This is a genomic window from Clostridium sp. C1 (assembly GCF_018223625.1).
GTDB lineage: Bacteria > Bacillota_I > Bacilli_A > Erysipelotrichales > Coprobacillaceae > Allocoprobacillus.
Window position 1 is genome coordinate 256,134 of record NZ_CP073631.1, and the last position, 23,829, is coordinate 279,962.

The 23,829-nt window shown below is 29.7% G+C and carries 24 protein-coding genes, 6 tRNA genes, 2 pseudogenes and 1 riboswitch; of the genes and pseudogenes, 25 read left to right on the forward strand and 7 right to left on the reverse strand.

What is annotated here, in order from left to right:
- Positions 1 to 14: 14 nt before the first annotated feature.
- The 21 genes from sufB to KEC48_RS01340 all read left to right on the forward strand — a co-directional run bounded on the left by sufB (position 15) and on the right by KEC48_RS01340 (position 15,047).
- Positions 15 to 1,391: a Fe-S cluster assembly protein SufB gene (sufB, locus tag KEC48_RS01240; protein WP_349291053.1), complete on the forward strand. Its 1,377-nt coding sequence runs from the start codon at positions 15 to 17 to the stop codon at positions 1,389 to 1,391.
- Positions 1,384 to 1,920 carry a 5-formyltetrahydrofolate cyclo-ligase gene (locus KEC48_RS01245; RefSeq protein WP_211963898.1) on the forward strand — a complete coding sequence of 179 codons (537 nt, stop codon included), beginning with the start codon at positions 1,384 to 1,386 and terminating at the stop codon, positions 1,918 to 1,920. Before sufB ends, KEC48_RS01245 begins: the two co-directional genes overlap by 8 nt.
- A gap of 51 nt (positions 1,921 to 1,971) precedes the next feature.
- On the forward strand, positions 1,972 to 2,625 hold the full coding sequence (locus KEC48_RS01250) for a sporulation protein YunB (protein WP_087359617.1): 654 nt from the start codon (positions 1,972 to 1,974) through the stop codon (positions 2,623 to 2,625).
- A gap of 14 nt (positions 2,626 to 2,639) precedes the next feature.
- Positions 2,640 to 3,500, forward strand: coding sequence for a hypothetical protein (locus KEC48_RS01255; RefSeq protein ID WP_211963900.1), 861 nt, complete (start codon positions 2,640 to 2,642; stop codon positions 3,498 to 3,500).
- A gap of 42 nt (positions 3,501 to 3,542) precedes the next feature.
- Positions 3,543 to 4,991: a methyltransferase domain-containing protein gene (locus tag KEC48_RS01260; RefSeq protein ID WP_211963902.1), complete on the forward strand. Its 1,449-nt coding sequence runs from the start codon at positions 3,543 to 3,545 to the stop codon at positions 4,989 to 4,991.
- A gap of 48 nt (positions 4,992 to 5,039) precedes the next feature.
- Positions 5,040 to 6,125 carry a metallophosphoesterase gene (locus KEC48_RS01265; RefSeq protein WP_211963903.1) on the forward strand — a complete coding sequence of 362 codons (1,086 nt, stop codon included), beginning with the start codon at positions 5,040 to 5,042 and terminating at the stop codon, positions 6,123 to 6,125.
- A gap of 111 nt (positions 6,126 to 6,236) precedes the next feature.
- The gene (locus KEC48_RS01270) at positions 6,237 to 6,584 is read left to right on the forward strand and encodes a PadR family transcriptional regulator (RefSeq protein ID WP_205090369.1); all 348 of its coding nucleotides are present in this window, start codon (positions 6,237 to 6,239) and stop codon (positions 6,582 to 6,584) included.
- Positions 6,577 to 7,218, forward strand: a complete 642-nt coding sequence (locus tag KEC48_RS01275) for a DUF1700 domain-containing protein (RefSeq protein WP_211963905.1) — start codon at positions 6,577 to 6,579, stop codon at positions 7,216 to 7,218. The genes KEC48_RS01270 and KEC48_RS01275 overlap by 8 nt, the downstream gene beginning before the upstream one ends.
- Positions 7,215 to 7,523, forward strand: coding sequence for a hypothetical protein (locus tag KEC48_RS01280; protein WP_087359634.1), 309 nt, complete (start codon positions 7,215 to 7,217; stop codon positions 7,521 to 7,523). Before KEC48_RS01275 ends, KEC48_RS01280 begins: the two co-directional genes overlap by 4 nt.
- Positions 7,524 to 7,534: 11 nt before the next feature.
- Complete coding sequence (locus KEC48_RS01285; RefSeq protein ID WP_211963906.1) at positions 7,535 to 8,230, forward strand: DUF3784 domain-containing protein; 696 nt, start codon at positions 7,535 to 7,537, stop codon at positions 8,228 to 8,230.
- A gap of 161 nt (positions 8,231 to 8,391) precedes the next feature.
- Positions 8,392 to 8,889 (forward strand): IS200/IS605 family transposase, encoded by a 498-nt coding sequence (gene tnpA / locus KEC48_RS01290; protein ID WP_211963907.1) that lies wholly within the window; start codon positions 8,392 to 8,394, stop codon positions 8,887 to 8,889.
- Between the two features lie 383 nt (positions 8,890 to 9,272).
- Positions 9,273 to 10,430 (forward strand): PucR family transcriptional regulator, encoded by a 1,158-nt coding sequence (locus KEC48_RS01295; protein WP_211963908.1) that lies wholly within the window; start codon positions 9,273 to 9,275, stop codon positions 10,428 to 10,430.
- A gap of 100 nt (positions 10,431 to 10,530) precedes the next feature.
- A tRNA-Val gene (locus tag KEC48_RS01300) sits at positions 10,531 to 10,606 on the forward strand.
- Positions 10,607 to 10,613: 7 nt separating this feature from the next.
- Positions 10,614 to 10,689: transfer RNA gene (locus KEC48_RS01305), tRNA-Thr, on the forward strand.
- Between the two features lie 5 nt (positions 10,690 to 10,694).
- Positions 10,695 to 10,778 (forward strand) — tRNA-Tyr (locus KEC48_RS01310).
- A gap of 6 nt (positions 10,779 to 10,784) precedes the next feature.
- Positions 10,785 to 10,860: transfer RNA gene (locus KEC48_RS01315), tRNA-Gln, on the forward strand.
- A gap of 5 nt (positions 10,861 to 10,865) precedes the next feature.
- A tRNA-Lys gene (locus KEC48_RS01320) sits at positions 10,866 to 10,941 on the forward strand.
- A gap of 12 nt (positions 10,942 to 10,953) precedes the next feature.
- Positions 10,954 to 11,027: transfer RNA gene (locus tag KEC48_RS01325), tRNA-Gly, on the forward strand.
- Between the two features lie 134 nt (positions 11,028 to 11,161).
- The gene (locus tag KEC48_RS01330; protein ID WP_211963909.1) at positions 11,162 to 11,434 is read left to right on the forward strand and encodes a hypothetical protein; all 273 of its coding nucleotides are present in this window, start codon (positions 11,162 to 11,164) and stop codon (positions 11,432 to 11,434) included.
- A gap of 296 nt (positions 11,435 to 11,730) precedes the next feature.
- Positions 11,731 to 13,536, forward strand: a complete 1,806-nt coding sequence (locus KEC48_RS01335) for a recombinase family protein (protein WP_211963910.1) — start codon at positions 11,731 to 11,733, stop codon at positions 13,534 to 13,536.
- A 191-nt stretch (positions 13,537 to 13,727) separates the two neighbouring features.
- A complete protein-coding gene (locus KEC48_RS01340; protein ID WP_211963911.1) occupies positions 13,728 to 15,047 on the forward strand; it encodes a plasmid recombination protein in 1,320 nt (439 codons plus the stop codon).
- A 316-nt stretch (positions 15,048 to 15,363) separates the two neighbouring features.
- On the opposite strand, the pseudogene KEC48_RS01345 reads toward KEC48_RS01340, so the two are convergent.
- The 7 genes and pseudogenes from KEC48_RS01345 to KEC48_RS01370 form a co-directional block, all read right to left on the reverse strand.
- A pseudogene (locus KEC48_RS01345) lies at positions 15,364 to 16,564 on the reverse strand (IS256 family transposase).
- A 99-nt stretch (positions 16,565 to 16,663) separates the two neighbouring features.
- A complete protein-coding gene (locus KEC48_RS01350; RefSeq protein WP_211963913.1) occupies positions 16,664 to 17,461 on the reverse strand; it encodes an aminoglycoside 3'-phosphotransferase/choline kinase family protein in 798 nt (265 codons plus the stop codon).
- Positions 17,462 to 17,478: 17 nt separating this feature from the next.
- Positions 17,479 to 18,405 carry an aminoglycoside phosphotransferase family protein gene (locus KEC48_RS16115; RefSeq protein WP_270645459.1) on the reverse strand — a complete coding sequence of 309 codons (927 nt, stop codon included), beginning with the start codon at positions 18,403 to 18,405 and terminating at the stop codon, positions 17,479 to 17,481.
- Positions 18,394 to 18,930, reverse strand: a pseudogene (aac(6')-I, locus tag KEC48_RS16120) (AAC(6')-Ie family aminoglycoside N-acetyltransferase); the annotation flags it as partial. The pseudogene aac(6')-I and the gene KEC48_RS16115, both read right to left, overlap by 12 nt.
- A complete protein-coding gene (locus KEC48_RS01360; protein ID WP_131792941.1) occupies positions 18,927 to 19,319 on the reverse strand; it encodes a GNAT family N-acetyltransferase in 393 nt (130 codons plus the stop codon). The pseudogene aac(6')-I and the gene KEC48_RS01360, both read right to left, overlap by 4 nt.
- Positions 19,320 to 19,596: 277 nt before the next feature.
- Positions 19,597 to 20,877, reverse strand: a complete 1,281-nt coding sequence (locus KEC48_RS01365; protein WP_211963915.1) for a glucose-6-phosphate isomerase — start codon at positions 20,875 to 20,877, stop codon at positions 19,597 to 19,599.
- Positions 20,877 to 21,251 carry a CvfD/Ygs/GSP13 family RNA-binding post-transcriptional regulator gene (locus tag KEC48_RS01370; protein ID WP_087359698.1) on the reverse strand — a complete coding sequence of 125 codons (375 nt, stop codon included), beginning with the start codon at positions 21,249 to 21,251 and terminating at the stop codon, positions 20,877 to 20,879. Before KEC48_RS01370 ends, KEC48_RS01365 begins: the two co-directional genes overlap by 1 nt.
- 128 nt (positions 21,252 to 21,379) lie before the next feature.
- On the opposite strand from KEC48_RS01370, the gene KEC48_RS01375 reads away from it, so the two are divergent.
- The 4 genes from KEC48_RS01375 (at position 21,380) to raiA (ending at position 23,816) form a co-directional block, all read left to right on the forward strand.
- The gene (locus tag KEC48_RS01375) at positions 21,380 to 21,604 is read left to right on the forward strand and encodes a NifU family protein (RefSeq protein ID WP_087243082.1); all 225 of its coding nucleotides are present in this window, start codon (positions 21,380 to 21,382) and stop codon (positions 21,602 to 21,604) included.
- Between the two features lie 163 nt (positions 21,605 to 21,767).
- Positions 21,768 to 21,890: a flagellar transcriptional regulator FlhC gene (locus tag KEC48_RS16125; protein ID WP_239480169.1), complete on the forward strand. Its 123-nt coding sequence runs from the start codon at positions 21,768 to 21,770 to the stop codon at positions 21,888 to 21,890.
- Positions 21,891 to 21,896: 6 nt separating this feature from the next.
- A riboswitch (SAM riboswitch) is annotated at positions 21,897 to 21,994 on the forward strand.
- Positions 21,995 to 22,050: 56 nt separating this feature from the next.
- On the forward strand, positions 22,051 to 23,193 hold the full coding sequence (metK, locus tag KEC48_RS01380) for a methionine adenosyltransferase (RefSeq protein ID WP_211963917.1): 1,143 nt from the start codon (positions 22,051 to 22,053) through the stop codon (positions 23,191 to 23,193).
- A gap of 92 nt (positions 23,194 to 23,285) precedes the next feature.
- Positions 23,286 to 23,816, forward strand: coding sequence for a ribosome-associated translation inhibitor RaiA (gene raiA / locus KEC48_RS01385; protein ID WP_087359704.1), 531 nt, complete (start codon positions 23,286 to 23,288; stop codon positions 23,814 to 23,816).
- Positions 23,817 to 23,829 lie beyond the last annotated feature (13 nt).

Below are 23,829 nucleotides of genomic sequence, written 5' to 3' on the forward strand. Positions count from 1 at the left end.
TGGATATTCCTTCAATGAAAAATGATTATGATTTTAAAGATGAAGATGTATCTGTTTTTAAAACACCTAAAGGTTTAAATGAAGATATTGTCAGAGAAATTTCAGCCATAAAAAAAGAACCAGAATGGATGCTGGAATATCGTTTAAAATCTTTAAAATGTTTCTTAGAAAAACCAATGCCAACATGGGGTGTTGATTTAAGTCAGATGAATTTTGATGAATATACATATTACAATCGTCCAAGTGATCATTTATCTGATAAATGGGATGAAGTTCCTGAAACAATTAAAAACACCTTCAACAAGTTAGGAATTCCTGAAGCTGAACAAAAATTTTTAGCCGGAGCTTCAGCACAATATGAATCTGAAGTTGTTTATCATAATATGTTGGAAGAAGTTAAAGAAAAAGGTGTTATTTTCTTAGATATTGATAGTGGTTTAAGAGAATATCCAGAAATCTTTAAGAAATATTTTGATACAGTCATTCCTTATAATGATAATAAGTTTTCTGCTTTAAATGGTGCGGTCTGGTCAGGTGGTTCATTTATCTACGTTCCACCAGGTGTGAAACTTGATAAGCCTTTACAGTCTTATTTTAGAATCAATAGTGAACGAATGGCACAGTTTGAAAGAACTTTGATTATTGTAGATAAAGGATCAGATATTCATTATGTAGAAGGGTGTACAGCACCATCTTATTCTAAGGATTCCTTACATGCTGGTGTTGTAGAAATTGTTGTTTTAGAAGGAGCAAAATGTCGTTATACAACCATTCAGAACTGGTCTAAGAATATTTATAATCTTGTTACACAACGCGCCAAAGTCTATAAAAATGGATCAATGGAATGGGTTGATGGTAATATTGGTTCAGCTGTCACTATGAAATATCCAACTTGTGTTTTAGCTGGCGAAGGTGCAAAAGGGACTTGTATAACGATTGCTGTAGCTGATAGTCATCAGATTTTGGATTCAGGTGCAAAAATGATTCATTTGGCTCCTCATACATCTAGTCAGATTATTTCTAAATCAATTTCTCGTAATGGTGGTAAAGTGAACTATCGCGGTCTTGTCAGACATCAAAAAAATGCCATTGATTCAAAAAGTAAGGTAGAATGTGATACATTGATCTTAGATGAACAATCAACAAGTGATACGGTTCCTACAAATATGATGTTGAACAATGAATCCATCATTGAACACGAAGCAACTGTATCAAAGGTTTCTGAAGATCAGCTTTTCTATCTGATGAGTCGAGGTTTAACAAAAGAACAGGCAACAGAAATGATTGTCATGGGCTTTATTGAACCATTCTCAAGAGAATTACCGATGGAATATGCAGTTGAGCTCAACCAGCTTATTAAACTGGATATGGGAGAAAATAGTATTGGATAAACAACTGTTACGTAAGATTATGAAAGAAAAACGTCTGGCACTGACATCACAGACGTTTTCTTTATATAATCAACAAATACTTTCTAAGGTATTAACTCATCCTCGTGTTCAAAAAGCCAAAATCATAGGTTGTTATGTATCTTTACCTCGTGAAGTAGATACCTTAGCGATTATTCAGACCTTGTTATTACATAAGCGTGTATGTGTTCCTAAAGTAGAAGGGTCACAAATGAATTTTTATGAAATTCATTCGCTTGATGAACTTCATTCAGGATGTTTTCATGTCCTTGAACCTGTAACATCACATTTCATAGAGCCTGGGGACATTGATTGTATGCTTGTTCCTTTGTTGGCTTATGATCAAAACAACTATCGTGTTGGCTATGGAAAAGGTTATTATGATCGTTATTTTCAAAGAAATTTTCATGGTTATAAGATGGGTTTAGCTTTTTCTTTTCAATATGTTGATCATATTGATTATGATGTATACGATTATCCTTTAGATGAGATTATTCATGAAATGTCATAGTAATATGACATTTTTTGATATGAGAAACATATAATATTTTGGTGAAAGAGAATGAAAAAGTGGATCATTACTGTTGTGGTTTTATGTTTATTGTTGATGACTGGGCTGGGAATTGTTTATGTACAATTGATTCCTTTTATTAAAGAATATGGTCAGATGGAAATAGAACGCTTTAATCAGTTGGTGATTTCACACAGTTATTTTACAGATCAAAAACAATATGATGAACTGGTTATTATTGAAAGAAATGAAGAAAATGAAATTGCATTGCTTGATTTTGATATGGTTAAAGTCAATCAATTAGCCAATAGAATTGTTTTGGATATAGAAAATATATATTCACAAATAGAAAATGGCACATATCAGGCTCAAGATGAAAGTTATTACCAAAGACGCATGGAAGAAGTCAGTCAGACAGGTATCATTGCTTCACTTTCTTTGAATACCCTTTTTCATCTTCCTTCCTTTTTGATGCTGCCATCCATCCCATTGACTTATAAGCACCTGTCCAGTGTTGGTAGCAGCATTTCAAAAAAAATTGAAAATTATGGTGTCAATCATGTCATGATTGAACTCTCCATTGATATTAAAATGAATATAGCCATGATTTATCCTTTTTTTGAACAATATCATACTCAAGTCATTTCTATTCCTATTTTGTTAGAAATTTTTCAAGGACAAGTTCCTTTAGTTTATTCCTCATAGAAAGAAGAATGCAAGTGCAAGAATTATTAAAAATGTATTATCATATCGATTGTTCTTTAGATTCAACAGGTTATTTCTATGTTGGAGGACAGCTTTATTATTTATCATTGGTTCAAGAACCCCAAGACTTTTTAAATCGATATCATTATTATCGTTATTTGATGCATCAATGTGGTATGAAAGGTTATGAAATTGTTAGAAATATTTATCAGGAATTATTCACACAAGGTTATGTTTTACTGCTTTATCAAAAAGATCATTTCTCATTAAAGCAATACATTCATCAGACAATGATGATCTATCCATTTCCAAAATTAAAAGTTCAGCAGATTAAAGAACAATGGATTTGTAAGATTGATCAGGCTAGAGAAAAAGTCAAAGATTATGCTTACAGTTTTAAACATGATCAAGATATTATTTCACTCATTTATTATTATTGTGGTCTTGGAGAAAACAGTATTAATATTTTAAATGATATCTTACAGATTGATAAACAGGCTTCTTTGCCTATGTCTTTATCTTTAACACAACCTTTTTTTGAATATGTTTATGAACTCCTGAATCCCTGCTGTTATATTTTTTCAACACGTATGAGACATCTTTCATGCTTAGTATCAAGTCAAATAATCACATATGTTCAATTACAAAATATATTAGAAAAGCATTATTTTGATGTGTATGAAATCATTTATTTATATGCCAGAATGTTATATCCTTCTTATTTTTTTGAATGCTTACTGCAAGGTTTACTTGATGAAAAAAAGGTTGCATTTTTTTATCAGCAAATGAAACAAAGTCAGGATATGTATGCACAAATGTATAGGATTCTATCTTTTTATGTGACTCTACCTAAAATCAGTTGGATAAATTGTTGAAATATGGTATAATATTGCACAGTTAGTTGAGAGGGTTGTCGTATGGATTTAATTAATAGTATAAAAAGAAATGAAAGTATAAGAGAGTCACTGATTCGTTTAAAAGCATCATCTCAATGTGATTCTTTACTTCAAAAAGATCAACAATTCAAACAGAAATTAATTGAATTTTTATCTCATGAAGATCCTAAAGTGCGTAAAAACAGTGCCATATTACTTGGAAAATATGCCAATACTGTCAATATATTATTAGATGCCTATGATCAAGAACAAACAGAATATGTCAAAGAAGCCTATTTGACTGGAATTGCCCAGCAAGATTGTCGTGCCTATATTCAAAGATTGAAAGATATTCAAAATCAATTGATTCATGCTTCTGAAATGACAAAACATATTCAGGCACAATTAAAGATATTGAATCCCCTGATTTTAAAAAATCAGGTACATAAACGTAAAATCATTAAATTAAAACACGAACCAGTTGATGTTGTTTTAACATCTTTACCTTATTATCAGTTTGTTTTATTTGAATCTGTTTTACATTTAAAATATAAACCAGTGACACAAGGAGTTCTGGTACGTACAGATTCTTTATACGATCTTTTAAATATTAGAACTTATCATGATATGTTGATTCCCTTAGCTGGTGCTACTGGATTAAATATTAATTTGGATAGTATTATGGCTGGTTTTCAAAGATGTCATTTAGAAACGATTTTAGATAAGCTTTATGATGATCATTCATTGTTTTATTTTAGAGTTGCAGATGAAACAAGGGAAAAACATCCAGACTTGATTAAAAAAGTATCACAGAAAATATTTGAGCTTTATCCAGATCGTTTGTTGAATACAACTGAAGGTTATGATATTGAAATTGTTCTTAGAGAAATGAAAAAAGATAAAGTTAACGCTTATTTAAGATTAACACATTTAAAAAGTTCTCGTTTTGAATATCGCCGTGAAATCATTTCTAATTCAATGCAGCCTTATATTGCTGCAACACTTGTACAACTTGCAAAACCTTATATGAAAGAACAAGGAAAGGTGCTTGATCCTTTTGTTGGTTGTGGAACTTTGTTAATTGAAAAAAATTATGTTGTACCTTCAAAATTTGCGATGGGAATAGATGTTTTTGGTAAAGGAATTGAAGCAGCAAGAAAGAATAGTAAAGCAGCAGGACAAAACATTTATTTTGTGCATAAAGATGCCCTGCGTTTTGTAAACAATGAAATGTTTGATGAAATCATTACAGATATGCCAACTTTACCTCAAATGAACGATCCTCAATTATTGCATGAACTCTATGACCGTTTCTTTGCTCGTATTCATCGTCTTGTCAAACCAAAAGGCTATGTTTTTCTATATACGAGTGAAATCTCACTGGTACGTAAAAATTTAAGATTGCAGGAAGGCTATCTCACACTCGTTGAACATTATGAAATTCCTCGAGGAAAAAATATGTTTTATTTCTTTATTATGCAGTTAAAATAACCTACATCATGTGGGTTATTTTCCATATTCAATGAAAGGAGTCAATCAATGTCTATTTTATTCTTTTTCATTCTTATTCCACCTATTTTGTATTTTCAATTTTATTTTCGAAGAATCATGCTATGTTTTTATCCTCATCAAAACATATTCATAAGTCTTTTTGGCTGGATTCTTGCTTTGCTTTTTGTTTTACCAGCATATAATCTTTTTCGTTTTTGGGCTGTTGTTGTTTATCATTTGTTTGCTTTTGCATTGATCTGTGATCTTGTGATGTGGATTTTACATCAAAGAAAAGTTCATAATATATTGTTAAATAAGATTTATCGTTTAGGAGTGATTCCATTACTTTGTTTAGTCATTCTTTTAGGATATGCTTATTATCATATGCAAGATGTGCAAACTGTTCATTATACAGTTACAACATCGAAATCATTATCAAAAGATTATACAATCGCTTTTATAAGTGATTTACATTTTCCTACGACCATGAATCAAAAACAGCTCCAGCAATATTGTCAAGATATATCTAAAGAAAAACCGGATCTTGTTTTGCTGGGTGGAGATATTGTTGATGAAAGAACATCATTTCAGGAAATGAAACAAACATTTGAAACATTATCAACAATTGATAGTCAATATGGTATTTATTATGTATATGGTAATCACGATCAAGCTTTATATGTTGAAGAACCTGCTTTTACACCAGAAATGTTGAAACAGACAATAGAAGATTGTCATATTCATATTTTATGTGATGAAGTGGTATCTATTCATGATGATATTGTCTTGATTGGACGTGATGATCGTAGTCATCAAAGACTTCCTTTAGAAACAATAATCGAAGATATATCTCATGATAAGTTTTTATTGTTGATGGATCATCAGCCAGTAGACTTAGAAAAAAATAATCAGCTAGGGATTGATTTGCAAGTTTCCGGACATACACATGGTGGACAGATTTTTCCTGTAGGTATTTTAAGTCAATGGCTGGGCTTTGGTGAAATGAATTATGGTTATCGCCAACTGTCTTCTATGCAAGTCATTGTTTCATCAGGTATTGCAGGATGGGGTTATCCTTTAAGAACAGGTTCTCAATCAGAATATGTGATGATTCATATACAAAGTCATCATTGATAGAAAGAGATAGGTTATTAAAACTTATCTTTTTTTATGCTTTTGATTGAAAATAATATATTTAAGTATTACAATATATTTAGTAATACTAAATAGAAAAGAAGTGATTCAATGAATGAAAGATATGAACGACAATTAAAGAAAGGAATTTTAGAAATATTAGTTTTACAACTTCTTTTAAAAGAAAAAATGTATGGTTATCAAATGATTTTATGCATGAAAGAAAAGAGTCAGGGCATGTTTGAGATGAAAGAAGGAACACTTTATCCTATATTATATCGTTTAGAAGATGATGGACTTGTAGAAAGTCAATGGAGTGTGCCTCAAAATAAAGAATCATCTCGAAAATATTATTGCTTAACTGAAAAAGGAAAAGAACAATTAAAGGCTCTTAAATTATTATGGAAAAGATATGTCAAAGCAGTTGATGAAATATTAGGAGATGAGGATAATGAATAAAAAACAATATATTAAAAAAGTCGTAAAATTATTGGGATGTTCTCGACAACAGAAAAGAAAGATTCAGTTGGATTTAGAAAACGATATCGAAATGGCGTTGAAACAGGGAGAATCTTTAGAAGATATTATACAAAGAATGGGGGCACCAGAAGAAGTAGCACGAGAGTTTAATGAAAATATGGGTGTGCAACCACCTCGTTCACATAAAAAAATGATTATCATTATCATAGGTATTCTTGTGGGTGTGGGCTTAGCTGTTTTTCTATTTATACGTTCTATGATTCCAGAGTATACTGACCTTCAAGATTCTTCCTATTTTCAACAAGAACAAGTGGCTCAAATCATGGCAGAAGTCATTTTAGATGTTTCACCTTTAGATGAACAAAGTTTGATTGAACGTTGCGATGAAACAATGGCACAAACTTTAACAGAACATTCGTTAAGTGAAGCTTTAGAATCATTAGGTGAATTAGGTGATTTTCAACGTATTACAAGCGAAAGATATGTTGAAGTTAATCAAAATGGTTATATTTGTGTCATTGGTGAAATTGTGGCATTATATCAAAAAAGAAGTGTGACTTATACGATTACACTTGATCAAAATTACCAGTTAGCGGGGTTATACATGAAATGAAAGAAAATATAACATCTTTAATCCTAGCAATAGCATGTTTTGTGATAGCAAAGGCACATTTTAAAGGAAATGTATCTTCTATTCATAGCTATCATCTTAGACGTATTCAAGAAGGAAATCTTAAGGACTATGCCAAAACAATGGGGACAGGTATGTTAATAATTGGTCTAGGTTGTTTGATGAATCTTTTGGCTCGTTTATTTCATTTATTTATATTAGGTAAAATAGGTGTGGTCATTGGACTTGTTGTCGGGATTGTTATGATGATCTATGCTCAGATGAAATATAATCATGGTATCTTTTAGGAGGAAATTTTATGGGTATCATTTTATTTATTATATTTTTGATAGTATCGCTTTTGTTGTTGATGGGGAAAGGTAGTTTTTTAATTGCTGGATATAATACAGCCAGTGCAAAAGAAAAGGAACAATATAATGAAAAAAAGCTATGTCGTATTGTCGGTGTTGGTTTACTTATAGTAACCTTAGGAATAGGTTCATTGATGATTTTTGACTCTCTTGGACTTTATTTGATGATTGGTTCATTTCTTATAGGAATCGCTATTATTTTGATAGGAAGTCAATTTGCCACTATTGTTCCAGTTAAAAAATTAAATCGTTCACTGATAGGAAGTATGATAGCTGTTTTATTGATAAGTGGATTGATATGTTTTGTGATGTTTACAGGAAATATTCAAATTGAATATCAAAGCACTTCACTACACTTATCTGGTTCACTTGTTTCTGATTCACAAATAAATTATGAGGATATTGTTCAAATAGAATATCGTGAAGATTTTGATGTTGGAAGAAAGAAGAATGGTGTAAATAATGCAAAAATTGAGGCAGGAAGATATGAAAATGATGAACTAGGAACTTATCGTCTGTATAGCTATACAAATAGTCCCGCTTATGTTTTGATAGAAACGAAAGAGGGATGGTATGTTATAAGTGATCAGACAGAAAAACAGACATTCAAGCTTTATCAAAAATTGCAGTCTATACTAAAATAACGTGGCTTAGCCACGTTATTTCTATTATTTGTAGAAAAATACCACGTGTTATACGCGTGGTAAAAGAATCAAGCTTAGAGCGTTGAAAGTAAAAAGCCTCCAATGATACAATGAACATAGCCTGGCAGCTAAGGAGCAAAAGAATCAAAGGAGGTTTGTCTATGAAAGACACGAATAGTTTATCACATACATCATATAGATGTAAATATCATATAGTTATTGTACCGAAATATAGAAGACTGATCATATACAATAAATTAAGAAGAGACATTATAGAGATATTGATACTGCTGATTAACAGATTCAAAGATGTAGAACTTATAGAGGGACAGGCATGTCCCGATCATATACATATGCTGCTGGAAATTCCACCAAAATATTCTATATCAGAATTTATGGGTCAATTAAAGTCAAAGTCGACACTCATGATATTTGATAGACATGCGAATTTAAAGTACAAGTTTGGGAATCGACATTTCTGGGCAAAAGGATATTTTGTGGATACAGTAGGAAAAAATGAAAAAAGGATAAGGGAATATATACAGAATCAATTGCAGGAAGATAAATTATATGACCAGATGAGTTTGAAAGAATTTATAGACCCGTTTACGGGTGAGCCAGTGGAAAGAGGCAAAAAGAAAAAGCCCTTTAAGGGCTAGCCAGTAAAGGCAGTTGCGGCTGTCAGGCTTCGACAGGTGAAGACCTCCGCAACAAAGTGCCCTTCTAGGGCCTGTACATACCACGTCTTTTAGGCGTGGTTATGATTTGTAGAATAAAGAGAAGAATTTTGAAAAACTCGCACAATTAAAATAATTCTCACATTTCACCCAAGAAGGGCAAGTTTTAGGTTGTTGGACTAATGAGAAATAATCAAAAGAAACGTTCATAATTTTACCTCCTCTATGATGATGAATTTTTATTGACACTTATATTATATGTCTTTTTTGATAAAAGAAAAGGAGCTGAGAATATAAATATATCTGTTGATTTTTGTGCAATTTGCACAAATATAAGTGTATAATAAAAGAGAGTGGGTGAGAGTATGGGATTTACAATCGAAGATGCTTTAAATGAAACAAAAAACTTATATCAATTAACATTGTTGTGTGGTGAAAAAGGTTGTGCTAATGCGATGAGCTGGGTTCATCTGATAGAAGATACAACGACGATTCAGCAATTATGGGGTAAAGAATTGATTGTGACAAGTGGGGTTGGCTTTCAAAAAGAAGGGGCTTTATTAGAACTTGTTGAATATCTTGTCAAATATCATAGTGTCGGTTTGATTATTAATACTGGAAAATATATATTTGAAGTTCCCCAAGATGTTTTAGATTATTGTGAAGCTAATGATTTTCCTTTACTTGTTTCACCATGGCATATTCACATGATGGATTTAATTAAAGATTTTTGTATGCGTTGTTTATTTTCACAAAGAGAAGATTATCAGATTACACAATATTTTCAAAATATTTTTAGTGATCCACGAACAATTGAAGAAAACAGAGTGGAACTTATGCGACATTTTGATGTAGATGGCAGTTTTCAAGTTTTGCTTATAGATATTGAAGATGCCAGTCAGTATAGTGAAATTGAAAGAAGAAAATTATCCATGCAGTTGCAGCTTTATTTTGAAAAAAAAGAATGTCCTTATAGTTTTTTCTGGTATGATGGCTATTATGTTTTAATTGTTAATAATTTGTTAGAAGATGTTTTTTTGAATCTTGTTCATTCAATGTATCGTCGTGCTAAAGGAAGAATGAAAGTCAAATCTTTGTATGTTGGAATTGGAACAAAGATGTCGGATATCAGACAATTACATTTAAGCTATCAAAGAGCTTTATCAGCAGTTGCTCTAGCAAGATTATTTGAAAAAAATATTATGTGTTTTGACGAGATGGGAATTTATCAGATTTTATTTTCTATTCAAGATCAAAAGATTCTTTCTGATATGTATCATCACTTACTGGATGTATTGATTCGTTATGATCAAAAACATCATGGAGAATTAGAAAAAACATTGTATTATTATTTAAAATATGAAGGAAGTCCACAAAAAATTGCTAAAAATATGTATACTCATCGTAATACTGTCAATTATCGCATTGAAAAGATTAAGAAGTTATTAAATAATGATTTAGATACTTTTGAAGATAAATTTCCGTATATGATGGCTTTTTATATTGCGAAAATGATGAAATAAAAAGAAATAAAAATTTTGGTTAGAAAATTTCTATTTTCTTTTTATTTTTTTGCTTGACGAGTGCATATCCGTATGCTATTATAAGGGAGCACTAGAAAATGGAGGTTTAGCTCAGTTGGGAGAGCATCTGCCTTACAAGCAGAGGGTCAGCGGTTCGAGCCCGTTAACCTCCACCATTTATTTGCCGGCTTAGCTCAATTGGTAGAGCAACTGACTTGTAATCAGTAGGTTGAGGGTTCAAGTCCTTTAGCCGGCACCATATACGGGGAGGTAGCGAAGTGGCTAAACGCGGCTGACTGTAACTCAGTTCCTTTCGGTTCGGTGGTTCGAATCCGCCCCTCCCCACCATCTTGTTGGGATATAGCCAAGCGGTAAGGCAACAGACTTTGACTCTGTCATTGCGCTGGTTCGAATCCAGCTATCCCAGCCATTCTTGACCCGCTAGCTCAGTAGGTAGAGCATCTGACTTTTAATCAGAGGGTCAGGCGTTCGAGTCGCCTGCGGGTCACCATTCAATGAAAATGCGGGTGTAGTTCAATGGTAGAACTTCAGCCTTCCAAGCTGACTACGTGGGTTCGATTCCCATCACCCGCTCCATAAGGAAATACGCTCGAACTTTTCGGGCTTAAATACAACTAATTCAGAAATGGATTAGTTTTTTTGTGTATCGAACTCCACATTTAGCTTGGAAGTCATGCAAAGACTATCCTATAAAAGAAAGGATGGTTGCTATGGTAAATATTATTAAGCAAGAAATAGTTATTGAAGAATCATTAAAAAAGAAGTTAGAACTAATATGTGAGTTTTCAAATACTACTCTAAAAATCATAAATGGTAGTATAAGAAAAATCGATAGAACTAACTTAACCTATGTTGAACCTCATAGAATAATAATTAATGATATAACATTTCTTGCTTTTAATTATTCTAATGAGATATTTATTGAAAACTTGTGTAATAAAATAAAGTTATCTGATTTAGAAGATTACTTAAAACAAAACTAAATACTATTATTCCCTACTTAAGGAATTGACTTTTTATAAAAAAATGATATTATATAAAACCAATAAAGGATGTATCATCTCTAGAAATGGAGGAACATTTATGATAAAATATATACATAAGAAAGAAAATTTATATAATAACTTTTTTGAGGAGTCAGTAGTATTTAGACTTTATTAAATACTATTGTCTCCTCTTTTTTTGGAAATAGACTTAACTTTTTAGATTTAAAGTGCCAAACAATTGAAAAGGAGTTGATAATTTAATGAATGAAGAAAAGAAATTATGCGGAATCTATATGAGAGTTTCTACTGAAGATCAAGCACGTGAAGGATTTAGTTTGCCAGAACAAAAAGAACGATTAGAAGCCTATTGTAAGTTTAATAACTATAAAATAGTAGAATATTATACTGATGCTGGAATTAGCGCTAAAACTGGTAATAAAAGACCTGAATACGATAGAATGCTTGAAGATGGTAGACAAGGTAAAATAAATATGATTATTGCCTTAAAATTAGATAGAATTACAAGAAGTACAAGAGATTGGGAAACATTAATGGATTATCTAGAAAAGTATAATGTTAATATTGCTTTTGTTAATGATGATATAAATACCACTACTGCAAATGGTAAAATGGTATCTCGTATTATGATGAGTGTATCTCAAAATGAAATTGAAAGAACGTCAGAGAGAACTATTATTGGTTTAGAGGGTGCAATTAAAAAAGGACATATTCCAGCTCGTGCTCCTCTTGGTTATAAACATGTTGATAAAAAGTTAGTTCCTGACTCACTTACAAAAGATATAGTTATTAGAATATACAATTTATATTATGACGGACTAACTTATAATACTATTGCTAAAATATTTAATGAAGAAAAAGTATATGATAAAACAAATTGGAAAGATACCAGTATTTTAAAAATAATATCTAATGTTGTTTATAAAGGAGATTATATTCAAGGTAAGACAACTAAAAATCCTAGATACTTTGAAAATGTTGTCGAACCTATCATATCAAAAGAACTATGGGAAAATTGCCAAGTTCAAAAGAAAAAGAATCAAAGAAATTATATGAGAAGTCAAACTTATATTTTCTTACAAAAATTAAAATGTCCTAAATGCGGAAGAATACTTGCTGGTGGTGCTTCTCATAAAATAAAATCTGATAGATGGTATTACTATTATAGATGTGAAAAATGTAGAGGTAATATTAGAGAACACGAAATAGAAAACTCTATTAAAGAAATGTTATCAGATATATTTGAATATGATTCTGTTGTTAATGAATTCTTTTTACCAGTATTACAAAATAAAATACATAATCCAAAGGAAGATTATGAAAAAGAAATAACTAATTTAAATAATAAAAAAGTTAGAATTAGAAAAGCATATATTGATGAATTATTTACTGAAGAAGAATATAAAGAAGAAACTTCTATTATTGAAAACAAAATTAAAAATCTAGAGAAGAAATTATTAGAAAATGAACAAGTAAGTAATTTAAATTTAACTATTGATGATATTTTAATTAAACGAGATATGGACTTTATCAATAAAGTTAAACTACCAATTTTATATGATGCTTTCTCTGATAGTTGGAATGATTTAGATAGAGATGATAAAGCTGATATAGTCATGAGATATATTGACGAGATAGAACTAGAATTAGTCAATAATAAATATAGAGTTAAACTAGTTAACTTTAGAACTACATTCTATAAAGAATTTAAAGAATTATTTGATAAAGGTTATATTGATTGGAAAAGAAAAATAACACATTCATTTAAAGGGATTGGTATTGATAGTAAAGTTCGTTATAGTGAATACTTACCTTTTAAAGAAGTATATAGACATTTAATGAGATTAAACGAATGTTATGATGTCAGTTTTTATAAAGGAACTTTATATAAGAAAACTGAAGAATTAAAAATGTTACCACTTCTTAAAGGAGATGTCGTTGTAAGAATATTCCCTACTGAAAAAGATGATGATAGTAAAGATATATTAGGTATGGGAATGTTTGTTACAAAAGACAATCCAAACGATATCAAGGTAAACATTCCAGAGATATTTGAATGTATACCTGATATAGAAAATTAATTTAAAAACGTGGCACGTTTTATTTACGATAGTAAATGAAAGTGGCGATAGTATTTAAATTAATACGGTTTCTAAGGTGGTAAACCTTAGCTTCCATATCTTGTTTATGACAAGATATATAGGAAGTTATGAATAATGACAAAGCCACTTTCGTGTCATTTGAACATTCACTTTAAGGAGGTGTCAAATATATGGAATTATCTTATTCATTTCATTTAGGTAATGATAGCAATAAAACTATTAAAGCAAGACAACAAGCAAAAAACACTACATCAGGAACAACATCAAAAGGAAACAATGCAATACAAAATGTTAAACATTTAGGAAAAGTAAATAATCATAATCTAAGACAATACAATAATAATCAAGAATTAATCAAAACTATTAAAGGTTCAAATGATATTGTTAAAGATGTAAAAGAATTATATTTAGATTTATTTGAAGAATCAAGGTTAGTTTATAATAATAAACAAATAAGAGATGATAGAAAAATAGATAATTACTTTAATAAAATATCTAATGATGATAAACACGATTTAGCTTGTGAGATTATAATTGAACTTGGTGATATGTCTTATTGGGAAAATAAAAATTTAGAAGAAAAATATAAAATGATTAATGTATTTGAAAAACAACTTGATGATTTAAAAGAAATAGTACCAAGCTTTTATGTAGCTAATGCGACTTGTCATTTTGATGAACATTCTCCACATCTTCATATTGTTGGTGTTCCAGTTAAAGAAAATTGTAAAACAGGTTTATCAAAACAAGTTGGTAAAACATCAATATTTACTAAAGAATCATTAGTTATTATTCAAGACAAAATGAGAGAAAAATGTATTGAAGAATTTAATAATATTTATGAATTAGATTCTAAACTTAAAGAAAAGCAAAAAGGTAAAAATAAAGATTATACACCTTACGAAAGATTAATGTTTAATGAAAAAGCAAATGAACTAAAACAAGAATTAAATAATCTTCGTAATGAAGTTTCTGATTTAGAAGATAATAAAAAATCGATTAGTAAAGAAATCATTAATCTCAATAAAGATAAAGAAGATATAACTGATGAAATTGATAAAAAGAAAAAACTTAACAATAAAATTATTATTAAGTCTAAAAATCAATTATTAGATGATAACAAAAAATTACAAGAAGAAAATGAACATTTAAAATCTATGAATTATCAATATAAAACTAGATATAATGATTTAAAAGAAAAGAACGATTATCTCATTTATCATTTAAATAAAATTATTAAAAAATTACCAGAGTTTATTCAAAATATAATTGATAGATTATTTAATCAATGCAATATTGATTTAAAACATTTTAAACAACAATATGACCCTGAAGTTAAAAGAAAAGAAGAAAGTAGATTTAAAGGTTTCAATCTATTTAATAAAAAAGAAATTGAAAAAGCAACTAAACATATTAATGATAAGATGGATGAATATGCTGAAGAATTTTATTCAAATAAAAAGCAAAAAGACGATGACTTATCACTATAGTCATTGTCTTTTTATAGCTACTTATTACGAAAAACGTTGAGAATACGTAAAATGTTGTGTAAGTAAATAACGACAAAGTACGACAACCACTTAAATTATTATATTTTCTTCGTATTTTAAGTATACCCTGTTCTTTTTTGGTTATACTATAATGTATGTCTTTTTGAATATATTTCATGATCTTTATCAAGTTTTGAACTGTCAGGAATGATTTGATTATTGATGCTTAAAAGTATCTTAATCAAACTTTCCTGACTTTTTTTCTCATGAATGATTTAGCTTTTTTCAAATTATCACGTTTTTTTCGACTTATTTCTTATTCTTCCATTATTCTTAATTGTGCCATGATCTTATCCCAATCTCTATATCTTACCGTCCACTTTTTACTTATTTTTTCTACTGCCAGATATAATATCTTTCTTAGACTTTCATCGGTTGGAAATGATGATTTTGTTTTGGTAATCTTTCTAAATTGCCTATTCAACCCTTCTATTATATTTGTTGTATAGATGACCTTTCTAATTTCCACTGGATAATCAAAATATGTTGATAAGATATCCCAATTGTCTTCCCAACTCTTTACAGCTGATGGATAATGCTTATTCCACTTCTCTTTGAAGACTGATAACTGATTCAATGCCATTTCTTCTGTATTTGCCTAATTTAAGATCTTTCATGAATTCTTTGATATGTTTATAACTTACAAATTTGGTGCTGTTTCTAATTTGATGGATAATACATCTTTGCACTCTAGCTGTTGGATAAACTGCTTCTATTGCTTCTTTAAAACCTGTCAATCCATCAACGCAGAATAGTGAAACCTTGGATACACCTCTACTTTTCAGTTCATTAAGAACTCCTGTCCAATATTTACTTGATTCACTTGCACCAACCCAAATACCTAGCACTTCCTTCATTCCTTCTTCATTAATGGCCAAAACAACATATGATGCTTTTGTCACGATATGATGATCTTCTCTGACTTTATAATGTATTGCATCCATAAAGACAAATGGATAATAATTATCTAATGGTCTGTTTTGCCAATCAGTAACAACAGGCATAATCTTATCGGTAATTTTGCTTACCAATTCTGATGAGATATCAACATCATAAAGTTGTTTAATCTGGTCTTTGATATCATTCAAGGACATACCTGTTGCATAAAGGGATAATATTCTTTCTTCAAGACCATCAGCATTTCTTTGATATTTCCCAATAATGCCAGATTCAAACTCGCCATTTCTATCTCTAGGTACATTAATTTGAACTTCACCAAGCTGAGTTTTAAGAGTTCTTTTAGTAGAACCATTACGATAGTTCTTCTCTTGAGAAGAATCTGCTCTTCTTTGGGATTTATCGAAACCAAGATAATCATCCATTTCAGCATTAAGCGTTTCTTGAAGAACATCAGCAAACATCTCTTTCATACAGTTCATGACATCTGTTGTTGATGTAAAATGTTGTTCCTTAACAAGTTGTTTGATTAAATCTTTAGAATTAAAAGTTGTGTCCATAACGTTTTCTCCTGTCTTTCTTATAATTTAAGTATTGACGTTTTGTCGTTATTTACACAACTTTCTTTTTACTACCAAAACGTTATTTATATCACTAATTTATAATACTTTTTTTATTTTCTCAATTTGTTCGTTAATTTCTTCCGGAAAATTATTAACCATATTTTCAAAACTCATTACTTCTCTTGCTTTAATAAACATATTAATTCTTTTTTCTATATCTTTATCACTATTTTTATAATATTTCAAAAATAAATTAATAAATTCATTACCTAAATAACAAAGTGCTGATATATCGGATGCTGGATCTCCATATTTAGCGTTTTCGAAATCTATAATTCCAGTAAGTTCATCATTATCATCTAATATATAATTCTCATACCATAAATCACCATGAATAAAATGATAATTATCAAACTCACTTAAATATTCAATATATTCATTATACCAATTTAATAATAATGAATATTTTTCATCATCTAAATATTCTCTTAACAACTCTAAATTAATTTTTGCATTATTTAGTTCTTGTTCAACATATATTTTTTTATCAAAGATTACTGGAACTTCATATAATTCATTCATAAAATCAGCAAGTTTTTTTGCTAATTGTTCTTTATCAACTTTATCGATGTATGACTTTGTAAATGTATGACCTTTAATCATTTTATAAACCATAGCTCCATTTGGAAACTCATTATTAGGCGCTATTAATTCAATGATATTAGGAATTTGAAGTGATTTAACATCAACAAGTTTATTAAGACTTTCGGAATACTTTTTATAATTATCATAGGAATTTTTATTTACACCTTCTAGAAGTATATACTCATCATTAATTATATATGCTTTACTATTAAATCCCTCATTAATATATTTCTTGCTTTTAATCTCCATTTTTATCACAACCTATATTATTTATTTTTAATACTTATTTCACAATATTCTTTTAACTCTGATAATCCTTCAGTAATCCAATCATTATAATTATATTCATAACCATAAATTATTTTTTCAAACATCCAATAAAATTCGTGAAAATCTGATTTTCTCAACATTTTTTCAATGTTGTCATAACCATAATAATTTAAAACTTTTATACCAAAACATCTTCCTAATTCTTCATCTGAATCTTCTAATAAACAATAAAAATCATTATCAGTATCAGAAACACAAGAATCCCCAAAATCAATAATACCTGAAATTCTATTTGTTGTAGTATCAAATAAAATATTACCACAACTAAAGTCGTTATGAACAAGAGATTTATTTATTGTTAGCATATCATCATTAGATAAAATGCTATTATAAATATTATTAATTACCATTTTTTCATTATCATCTAATTTATCAAAAATTAATTCAACTAATCTTGCATAATCTTTTTTGTAATTCTCAATTGTATCGACTTGGTATTTATTATAATTGGAACTATGTAGTTCTTTTAAAAATCTTGCTAAATCTTGTGCTAATTTATCTTTTTCTTCATCAGTTAATCTTTCATATATTTCTTTACTTAAAGAAACACCATTAATTTTTGTAAAACAAGCAATACAATATTTATAATTCGAATTATCATTATTAACATATAAAACTTTAGGTATATTAAAAGTTGTTTTATTTTCTAAATATTGTAGTATTTCAATTTCTTTTAATAAATTTTCATTTGCTTTTTCGTGTCTAGGAAATTTAAAAATCATATTATCATTAACTTCATAAGCAAACGAGTCATTACCATTACCAATTAATTTAATAGAGGTTATTTTGATATCAAAACTATGTTCAATTATATATTTTATTGCTTTAACATTAGTTTCATTATCATCATATCGATATTCCATTAAATAACAATCTTCTTTTTTACCTTCGTGAAGTTCGTGTTCTGGTAAATCTTCAATAATTCTAAATCCTGCTTTTTGATACATTCTAATTGCTCTTGGATTATCTTGGTGTGGGTCCAATATTACAGCATCTGCATTTCTTTCTTTTTTTAAGAATTCAAAAATCATTTTTGTATATTTTGTTCCTATGCCTTTGCTCCAATAATCAACTTCACCAATAAATTGGTCCATACCATAAACAATATCATTACTTCTAGGGTAATGATAATCATCATATAGTTCATCATACATTTTATATATTTGTCCATAACCAATAGGTTGACCATTATATTCAATAATTACTCTTATAACTTCATCTTCCCAAGGTTCTGTATAATGTTCTTTTAAAGTTTCTAATGTATATTTTTTATCTCTACCACCATAAAATTCTAATACTCTTTCATCGGTAAGCCATTTTAACATTAATGGAAAATCATTATCATTTAAAGTTCTAACCCTTATATTCTCATTTTTAATATCTATCATTTTTCATCACCTTCAAAATCATATACATAGCAAATTTCATCTTCAAAATCATTTTTGCCACCTAATTTTTCATATACATGACACGCTCTAGGATTTCCTTTATCAGTAAGAACAAACATTTCAAAGAATCCATTAGAACTAATATAATCTTTAATAAATCCTAATAATTTAGTTCCATAACCTTTATCTTGATAGTCTGGTAACATTCCAATAGAATAAATAAAATATGCATGTTTTCCATTTGGATGAATAATATCATATCCATAAGCAAATCCTACAATTTTATTTTCAGCTTTAGCAATAAACCCAATAACATTTTTATCATTATAAAATTCATTTATTTTTTCTAAATCAAATTCTATATCATCATCTTCGATGATTTCTTTCATTAATTCTAAATCTTCTTTTTCTAATAATTTATATTCCACAATTAATCACATCCAATATTATTATATCACTAATTTTATAAATTCTAGTTGATGTATTGGAATTATTTAAAATTTATGTTATTATTGTTATAGAAATTAGTTGTATTAACAACTTTTCTTATAAGTAATAGGTTTCAAATTATCTTATCTATTGCTCCAAGATGAAAATGACTTACAATTCATGATGAGTTGTAAGTTTTTTTTGTTTGATATAAAAAAGGAAGTGATTTCTCACTTCCTATACACCTGGTTTTCCAAGTAATTTAAACATGTTTTTCTTATAAACTTCTACACCTGGTTGGTTAAATGGATTGACACCTAATAAATATACTGATAAAGCACATGCTTTTTCAAAGAAATAAACCATATATCCAAATGAATAAGGTGTTAATTCATCAAGAGTAATTTGAATGTTTGGAACATTACCAGTATTCACATGGGCATCTATTGTTCCTTCACATGCTTTTTTATTAACATAATCAACAGTTTTACCAGCAAGATAGTTTAAATTATCTAAATTATCTGGATCACTAGGAATTTCTAAATCAGAAATAGGTTTTTCAATTTTTAAGACAGTTTCATATAAAACTTTGCTTCCTTCTTGAATGAATTGTCCAAGTGAATGTAAATCAGTTGAGAAAGTGGCACTTGTAGGTAAGATACCTTTTCCTTCTTTACCTTCTGATTCTCCAAATAATTGTTTCCACCATTCAGCAGTTTGTGCTAATTGTAATTCATATGTGACAAACATTTCAGCTGGATAACCTTGTTTTGATAACATTTGTCTAGCGACACCATATTGATAAGCGCTGTTTTCTAATAAGTCAGGATTACTGTATTCTGCTCTTGCATCAGCTGCACCTTTCATCATAGCGTCAATATCAATACCAGCCATAGCGATAGGGAATAAACCAACAGCAGTTAAAACAGAATAACGTCCACCAACATCATCAGGCACAACAAACGTTGTATATCCTTCATTAGTTGCTAAAGTTTTTAATGCACCTTTTTCTTTATCTGTTGTCGCAACAATTCTCTTTCTAGCCACTTCTTTTCCTTTTGTTGATTCTAGTAATTCTTTAAAGATTCTAAATGCAATAGAAGTTTCAGTTGTTGTACCAGATTTAGAAATAACATTAATCGCAAATTCTTTATCTTTGACATATTCTTTAACTTGAGATAAGTAGTTTGATGAGAATGTATTCCCAATATAAATGATCTGTACTGGATTTGTAGGATATAAACCATTTAAGGCTTCAATAGCAGCTCTTGCTCCTAAATAAGAACCACCAATACCACAAACTAATAAAACATCAATTTCATCTTTTAACTCATTGACTTTCGCTTTAATGGCTTCTACTTCAGCTTTATCATAATTCACAGGTAAGTCAACCCATCCTAAAAAATCACTTCCTTGACCTGTTTTATTATGGATCATATCATGGATTTGAGCAACCTGTTCTTTATATGATTCCATACTTTCAGTTAATTTTGCTTTTGATAAATCAACTTTAATCATTATTCTTCCTCCTTGATTACGCCTTGTGCTATCCACTCAGGCAATTTTTCTTTTAGTGGGTAAAATCCCAAAGGTGTTTCTTGTATCTTTTCTCGCTGGTTTTTATATGCTCGTTTATACTTTCTTTTGGCTAAATGAACAGCTTTTAAAGAAAGTTTTGCCTGATGTGTTGTATGATCAATATCAATGACTTTGACACGAATCACTTCACCAACATGGACAAAGTTTTCAACATTTCTCACAAATTTATCAGAAATCTCAGAAATATGAATCAAACCAGAAGATTGATCGGGTAAAGATGCAAATGCACCATAAGGTTGAATTCCCGTAATGGTTACATCAATTATATCACCAGTTTTGACACGATGTTCCATTGACAGCCCTCCAATCGTTTTTATTATATCATAAACTCAAAGGTGTTAAAAGGAAAATCAAGGTCATGATACTTTTATTTTATTAAAAATATGGTATAATAAGTCGTGTTGAAAAGGAGGCTGAAATCATGGATCAAGAAGCAGAAATCAAAAAAGTGATACATAAATTAAGACCTTATCTTCAAAGAGATGGTGGTGACATCGAGTTTGTAAAATTTGAAGATGGAATTGTTTATGTCCAGATGCATGGTGCATGTGCAGGATGCATGATGTTAGATGCTACTTTAAAAGATGGTGTCGAACAAATTTTAATTGAAGAAGTTCCCGGTGTTTTAGAAGTTCAGGCAATTTAATGAGAATTGAGAAAAATTTGAGAAAAAAAGAAAGAAAACTGTGTTATAATCATATTATGTGATAATATCACTTGACTTATAACAAGATTCATATATACTAAAAAAGTCTTGTTTTGTAGAATAATGTCTACTTTTTCCGGTTAAAATAAAACTGGTGACGGAAATGAATCGCAAACAAGAACAATTAAAAATTGCAGCTATTCTTTATGATTTAGGGTTGGAAATGGAATTGATTGAAGCAATGACATCTTTAAGTCATGAAGAATTAAAAAAATTATATCAATAATAGAAGCTCTTATTAAGAACCACGAGATGAGGATCGATGAAGTGGTGGCAACCCTTGTTTAAAGAAGGTGCCTGACCTAGCAAGTTAGACTTGAACAATAAGAGGAAAGAAAGCTTTCCTCTTGAAAGCTTTTTTTATTGGTTAAGGGAGGAAAGAAAGTATGGAAAGAATTTTATTTACATCTGAATCTGTTTCAGAAGGACATCCTGATAAAATCTGTGATCAAATCAGTGATGCTATTTTAGATGCCTGTTTGGCTGAAGATCCATATTCACGAGTAGCCTGTGAATGTTTTATTACAACGAATTTACTTGTGATTGGTGGTGAAATTACCACACAGGCTGTTGTGGATTACGAAGGGATTGCACGTCAGGTTTTAAAAGACATTGGCTATACAAGTTCTGATATTGGGATTGATGGAGCACATTGTGAAATTAAAAATGTGATTGGGGTTCAATCCAGTGATATTGCCTTAGGAACGAATCGTGAAGTTGGGGGTGCCGGAGATCAGGGTATCATGTTTGGTTATGCCAGTCATGAAACAGAAGGATATATGCCTTTGCCGGTTTCAATTGCTCATCATCTGGTACGTTATGCAACTCAAAAGCGTCATAGTGGTGAATTTCAATGGGCTAGACCGGATATGAAATCACAGGTGACAGTAGATTATACTGATGAAAATCATCCACGTATTGATACAATTTTAATGTCCATTCAACATGATGATGATTTTGATGAAAAAGTGTTTAAAGATTATATTCAAAATGTAATCATGAAAGATGTTGTGAAAAAATACAATATGAATACGGATTATAAAGTTTTCATTAATCCAACTGGACGTTTTGTAATTGGTGGACCACATGGAGATACGGGGCTAACAGGACGTAAAATTATTGTTGATACTTATGGAGGAAGTGCCCGTCATGGTGGTGGTGCTTTCTCTGGAAAAGATCCTTCTAAAGTTGATCGTAGTGGAGCCTATATGGCTAGATATATGGCTAAAAATATTGTGGCTGCTGGTCTTTGTGATCGCATTGAAATTCAGTTGTCTTATGCGATTGGTGTGAAAGAACCAACGAGTGTATATATTGAAACATATGGGACAGAAAAAGTTTCACGAGATGTCATTTTAAAAGCGATTCACAATGAATTTGATTTAACACCTCAAGGGATTATTGATACTTTACAATTGTTACGTCCTATTTATCAAAAGACAGCTGTTTATGGTCATTTTGGTAGAGGAGATATTGATCTTCCTTGGGAGAAATTGGATCGTGTAGAAAGTTTAAAAAAATATTTATAAGCTCCTATCGGGGCTTTTTTAATTTTTGAATGAAATCAGTGTTTTTTATGAGTGAAAAATGGTATAATAAAATTAATAAAGGAGGAATATTTATGAAAGTCAGTATAAGAGGAAAAAATATTGCACTAACTGAAGGGATTGAAACAAAAATCAACAAAAAGCTCAGTATGTTAGATAAATATTTTATCATGAGTGATAATGTTGAAGCAAAAGTTTTAATCAGAACTTATCCAGTTGGTCAAAAAATTGAAGTGACTATTCCAACAGAATATGTATTATTAAGAGCAGAAGTTGTTGATAATGATCTTTATAATGCTATTGATTTAGTTATCGACAAATTAGAAGGACAAATTAGAAAGTATAAGACGAGATTAAGTCGTAAATCAAAAGATAATAAACTCGCATTGAACGTTGCTTCTATTGAACCTTTAGATCATGAGGAAGAAGATGTTATTGTCAAAACAAAATCTATTAGTCCTAAACCAATGGATATGGAAGAAGCCATTATGCAAATGGAACTCATTGGACATTCATTCTTTGTTTATCGTGATGTTGAAACAAATGAAATTAGTGTTGTTTATAAAAGACATAATGGTGGTTATGGACTTATCGAAACACAATAAAAAGCTCAAAAAG

What these genes read in the sequence shown, in the direction of transcription:
- sufB (WP_349291053.1), top strand. Translation starts at nt 15, where the DNA reads ATGAAAAATGATTATGATTTTAAAGATGAAGATGTATCTGTTTTTAAA.
- KEC48_RS01250 (WP_087359617.1), top strand. Translation starts at nt 1,972, where the DNA reads ATGAAAAAGTGGATCATTACTGTTGTGGTTTTATGTTTATTGTTGATG.
- KEC48_RS01260 (WP_211963902.1), top strand. Translation starts at nt 3,543, where the DNA reads ATGGATTTAATTAATAGTATAAAAAGAAATGAAAGTATAAGAGAGTCA.
- KEC48_RS01265 (WP_211963903.1), top strand. Translation starts at nt 5,040, where the DNA reads ATGTCTATTTTATTCTTTTTCATTCTTATTCCACCTATTTTGTATTTT.
- KEC48_RS01270 (WP_205090369.1), top strand. Translation starts at nt 6,237, where the DNA reads ATGAATGAAAGATATGAACGACAATTAAAGAAAGGAATTTTAGAAATA.
- KEC48_RS01275 (WP_211963905.1), top strand. Translation starts at nt 6,577, where the DNA reads ATGAATAAAAAACAATATATTAAAAAAGTCGTAAAATTATTGGGATGT.
- KEC48_RS01280 (WP_087359634.1), top strand. Translation starts at nt 7,215, where the DNA reads ATGAAAGAAAATATAACATCTTTAATCCTAGCAATAGCATGTTTTGTG.
- KEC48_RS01285 (WP_211963906.1), top strand. Translation starts at nt 7,535, where the DNA reads ATGGGTATCATTTTATTTATTATATTTTTGATAGTATCGCTTTTGTTG.
- tnpA (WP_211963907.1), top strand. Translation starts at nt 8,392, where the DNA reads ATGAAAGACACGAATAGTTTATCACATACATCATATAGATGTAAATAT.
- KEC48_RS01295 (WP_211963908.1), top strand. Translation starts at nt 9,273, where the DNA reads ATGGGATTTACAATCGAAGATGCTTTAAATGAAACAAAAAACTTATAT.
- KEC48_RS01330 (WP_211963909.1), top strand. Translation starts at nt 11,162, where the DNA reads ATGGTAAATATTATTAAGCAAGAAATAGTTATTGAAGAATCATTAAAA.
- KEC48_RS01335 (WP_211963910.1), top strand. Translation starts at nt 11,731, where the DNA reads ATGAGAGTTTCTACTGAAGATCAAGCACGTGAAGGATTTAGTTTGCCA.
- KEC48_RS01340 (WP_211963911.1), top strand. Translation starts at nt 13,728, where the DNA reads ATGGAATTATCTTATTCATTTCATTTAGGTAATGATAGCAATAAAACT.
- KEC48_RS01350 (WP_211963913.1), bottom strand. Translation starts at nt 17,461, where the DNA reads ATGGAGATTAAAAGCAAGAAATATATTAATGAGGGATTTAATAGTAAA.
- KEC48_RS16115 (WP_270645459.1), bottom strand. Translation starts at nt 18,405, where the DNA reads ATGGAATATCGATATGATGATAATGAAACTAATGTTAAAGCAATAAAA.
- KEC48_RS01360 (WP_131792941.1), bottom strand. Translation starts at nt 19,319, where the DNA reads ATGAAAGAAATCATCGAAGATGATGATATAGAATTTGATTTAGAAAAA.
- KEC48_RS01365 (WP_211963915.1), bottom strand. Translation starts at nt 20,877, where the DNA reads ATGATTAAAGTTGATTTATCAAAAGCAAAATTAACTGAAAGTATGGAA.
- KEC48_RS01370 (WP_087359698.1), bottom strand. Translation starts at nt 21,251, where the DNA reads ATGGAACATCGTGTCAAAACTGGTGATATAATTGATGTAACCATTACG.
- KEC48_RS01375 (WP_087243082.1), top strand. Translation starts at nt 21,380, where the DNA reads ATGGATCAAGAAGCAGAAATCAAAAAAGTGATACATAAATTAAGACCT.
- KEC48_RS16125 (WP_239480169.1), top strand. Translation starts at nt 21,768, where the DNA reads ATGAATCGCAAACAAGAACAATTAAAAATTGCAGCTATTCTTTATGAT.
- metK (WP_211963917.1), top strand. Translation starts at nt 22,051, where the DNA reads ATGGAAAGAATTTTATTTACATCTGAATCTGTTTCAGAAGGACATCCT.
- raiA (WP_087359704.1), top strand. Translation starts at nt 23,286, where the DNA reads ATGAAAGTCAGTATAAGAGGAAAAAATATTGCACTAACTGAAGGGATT.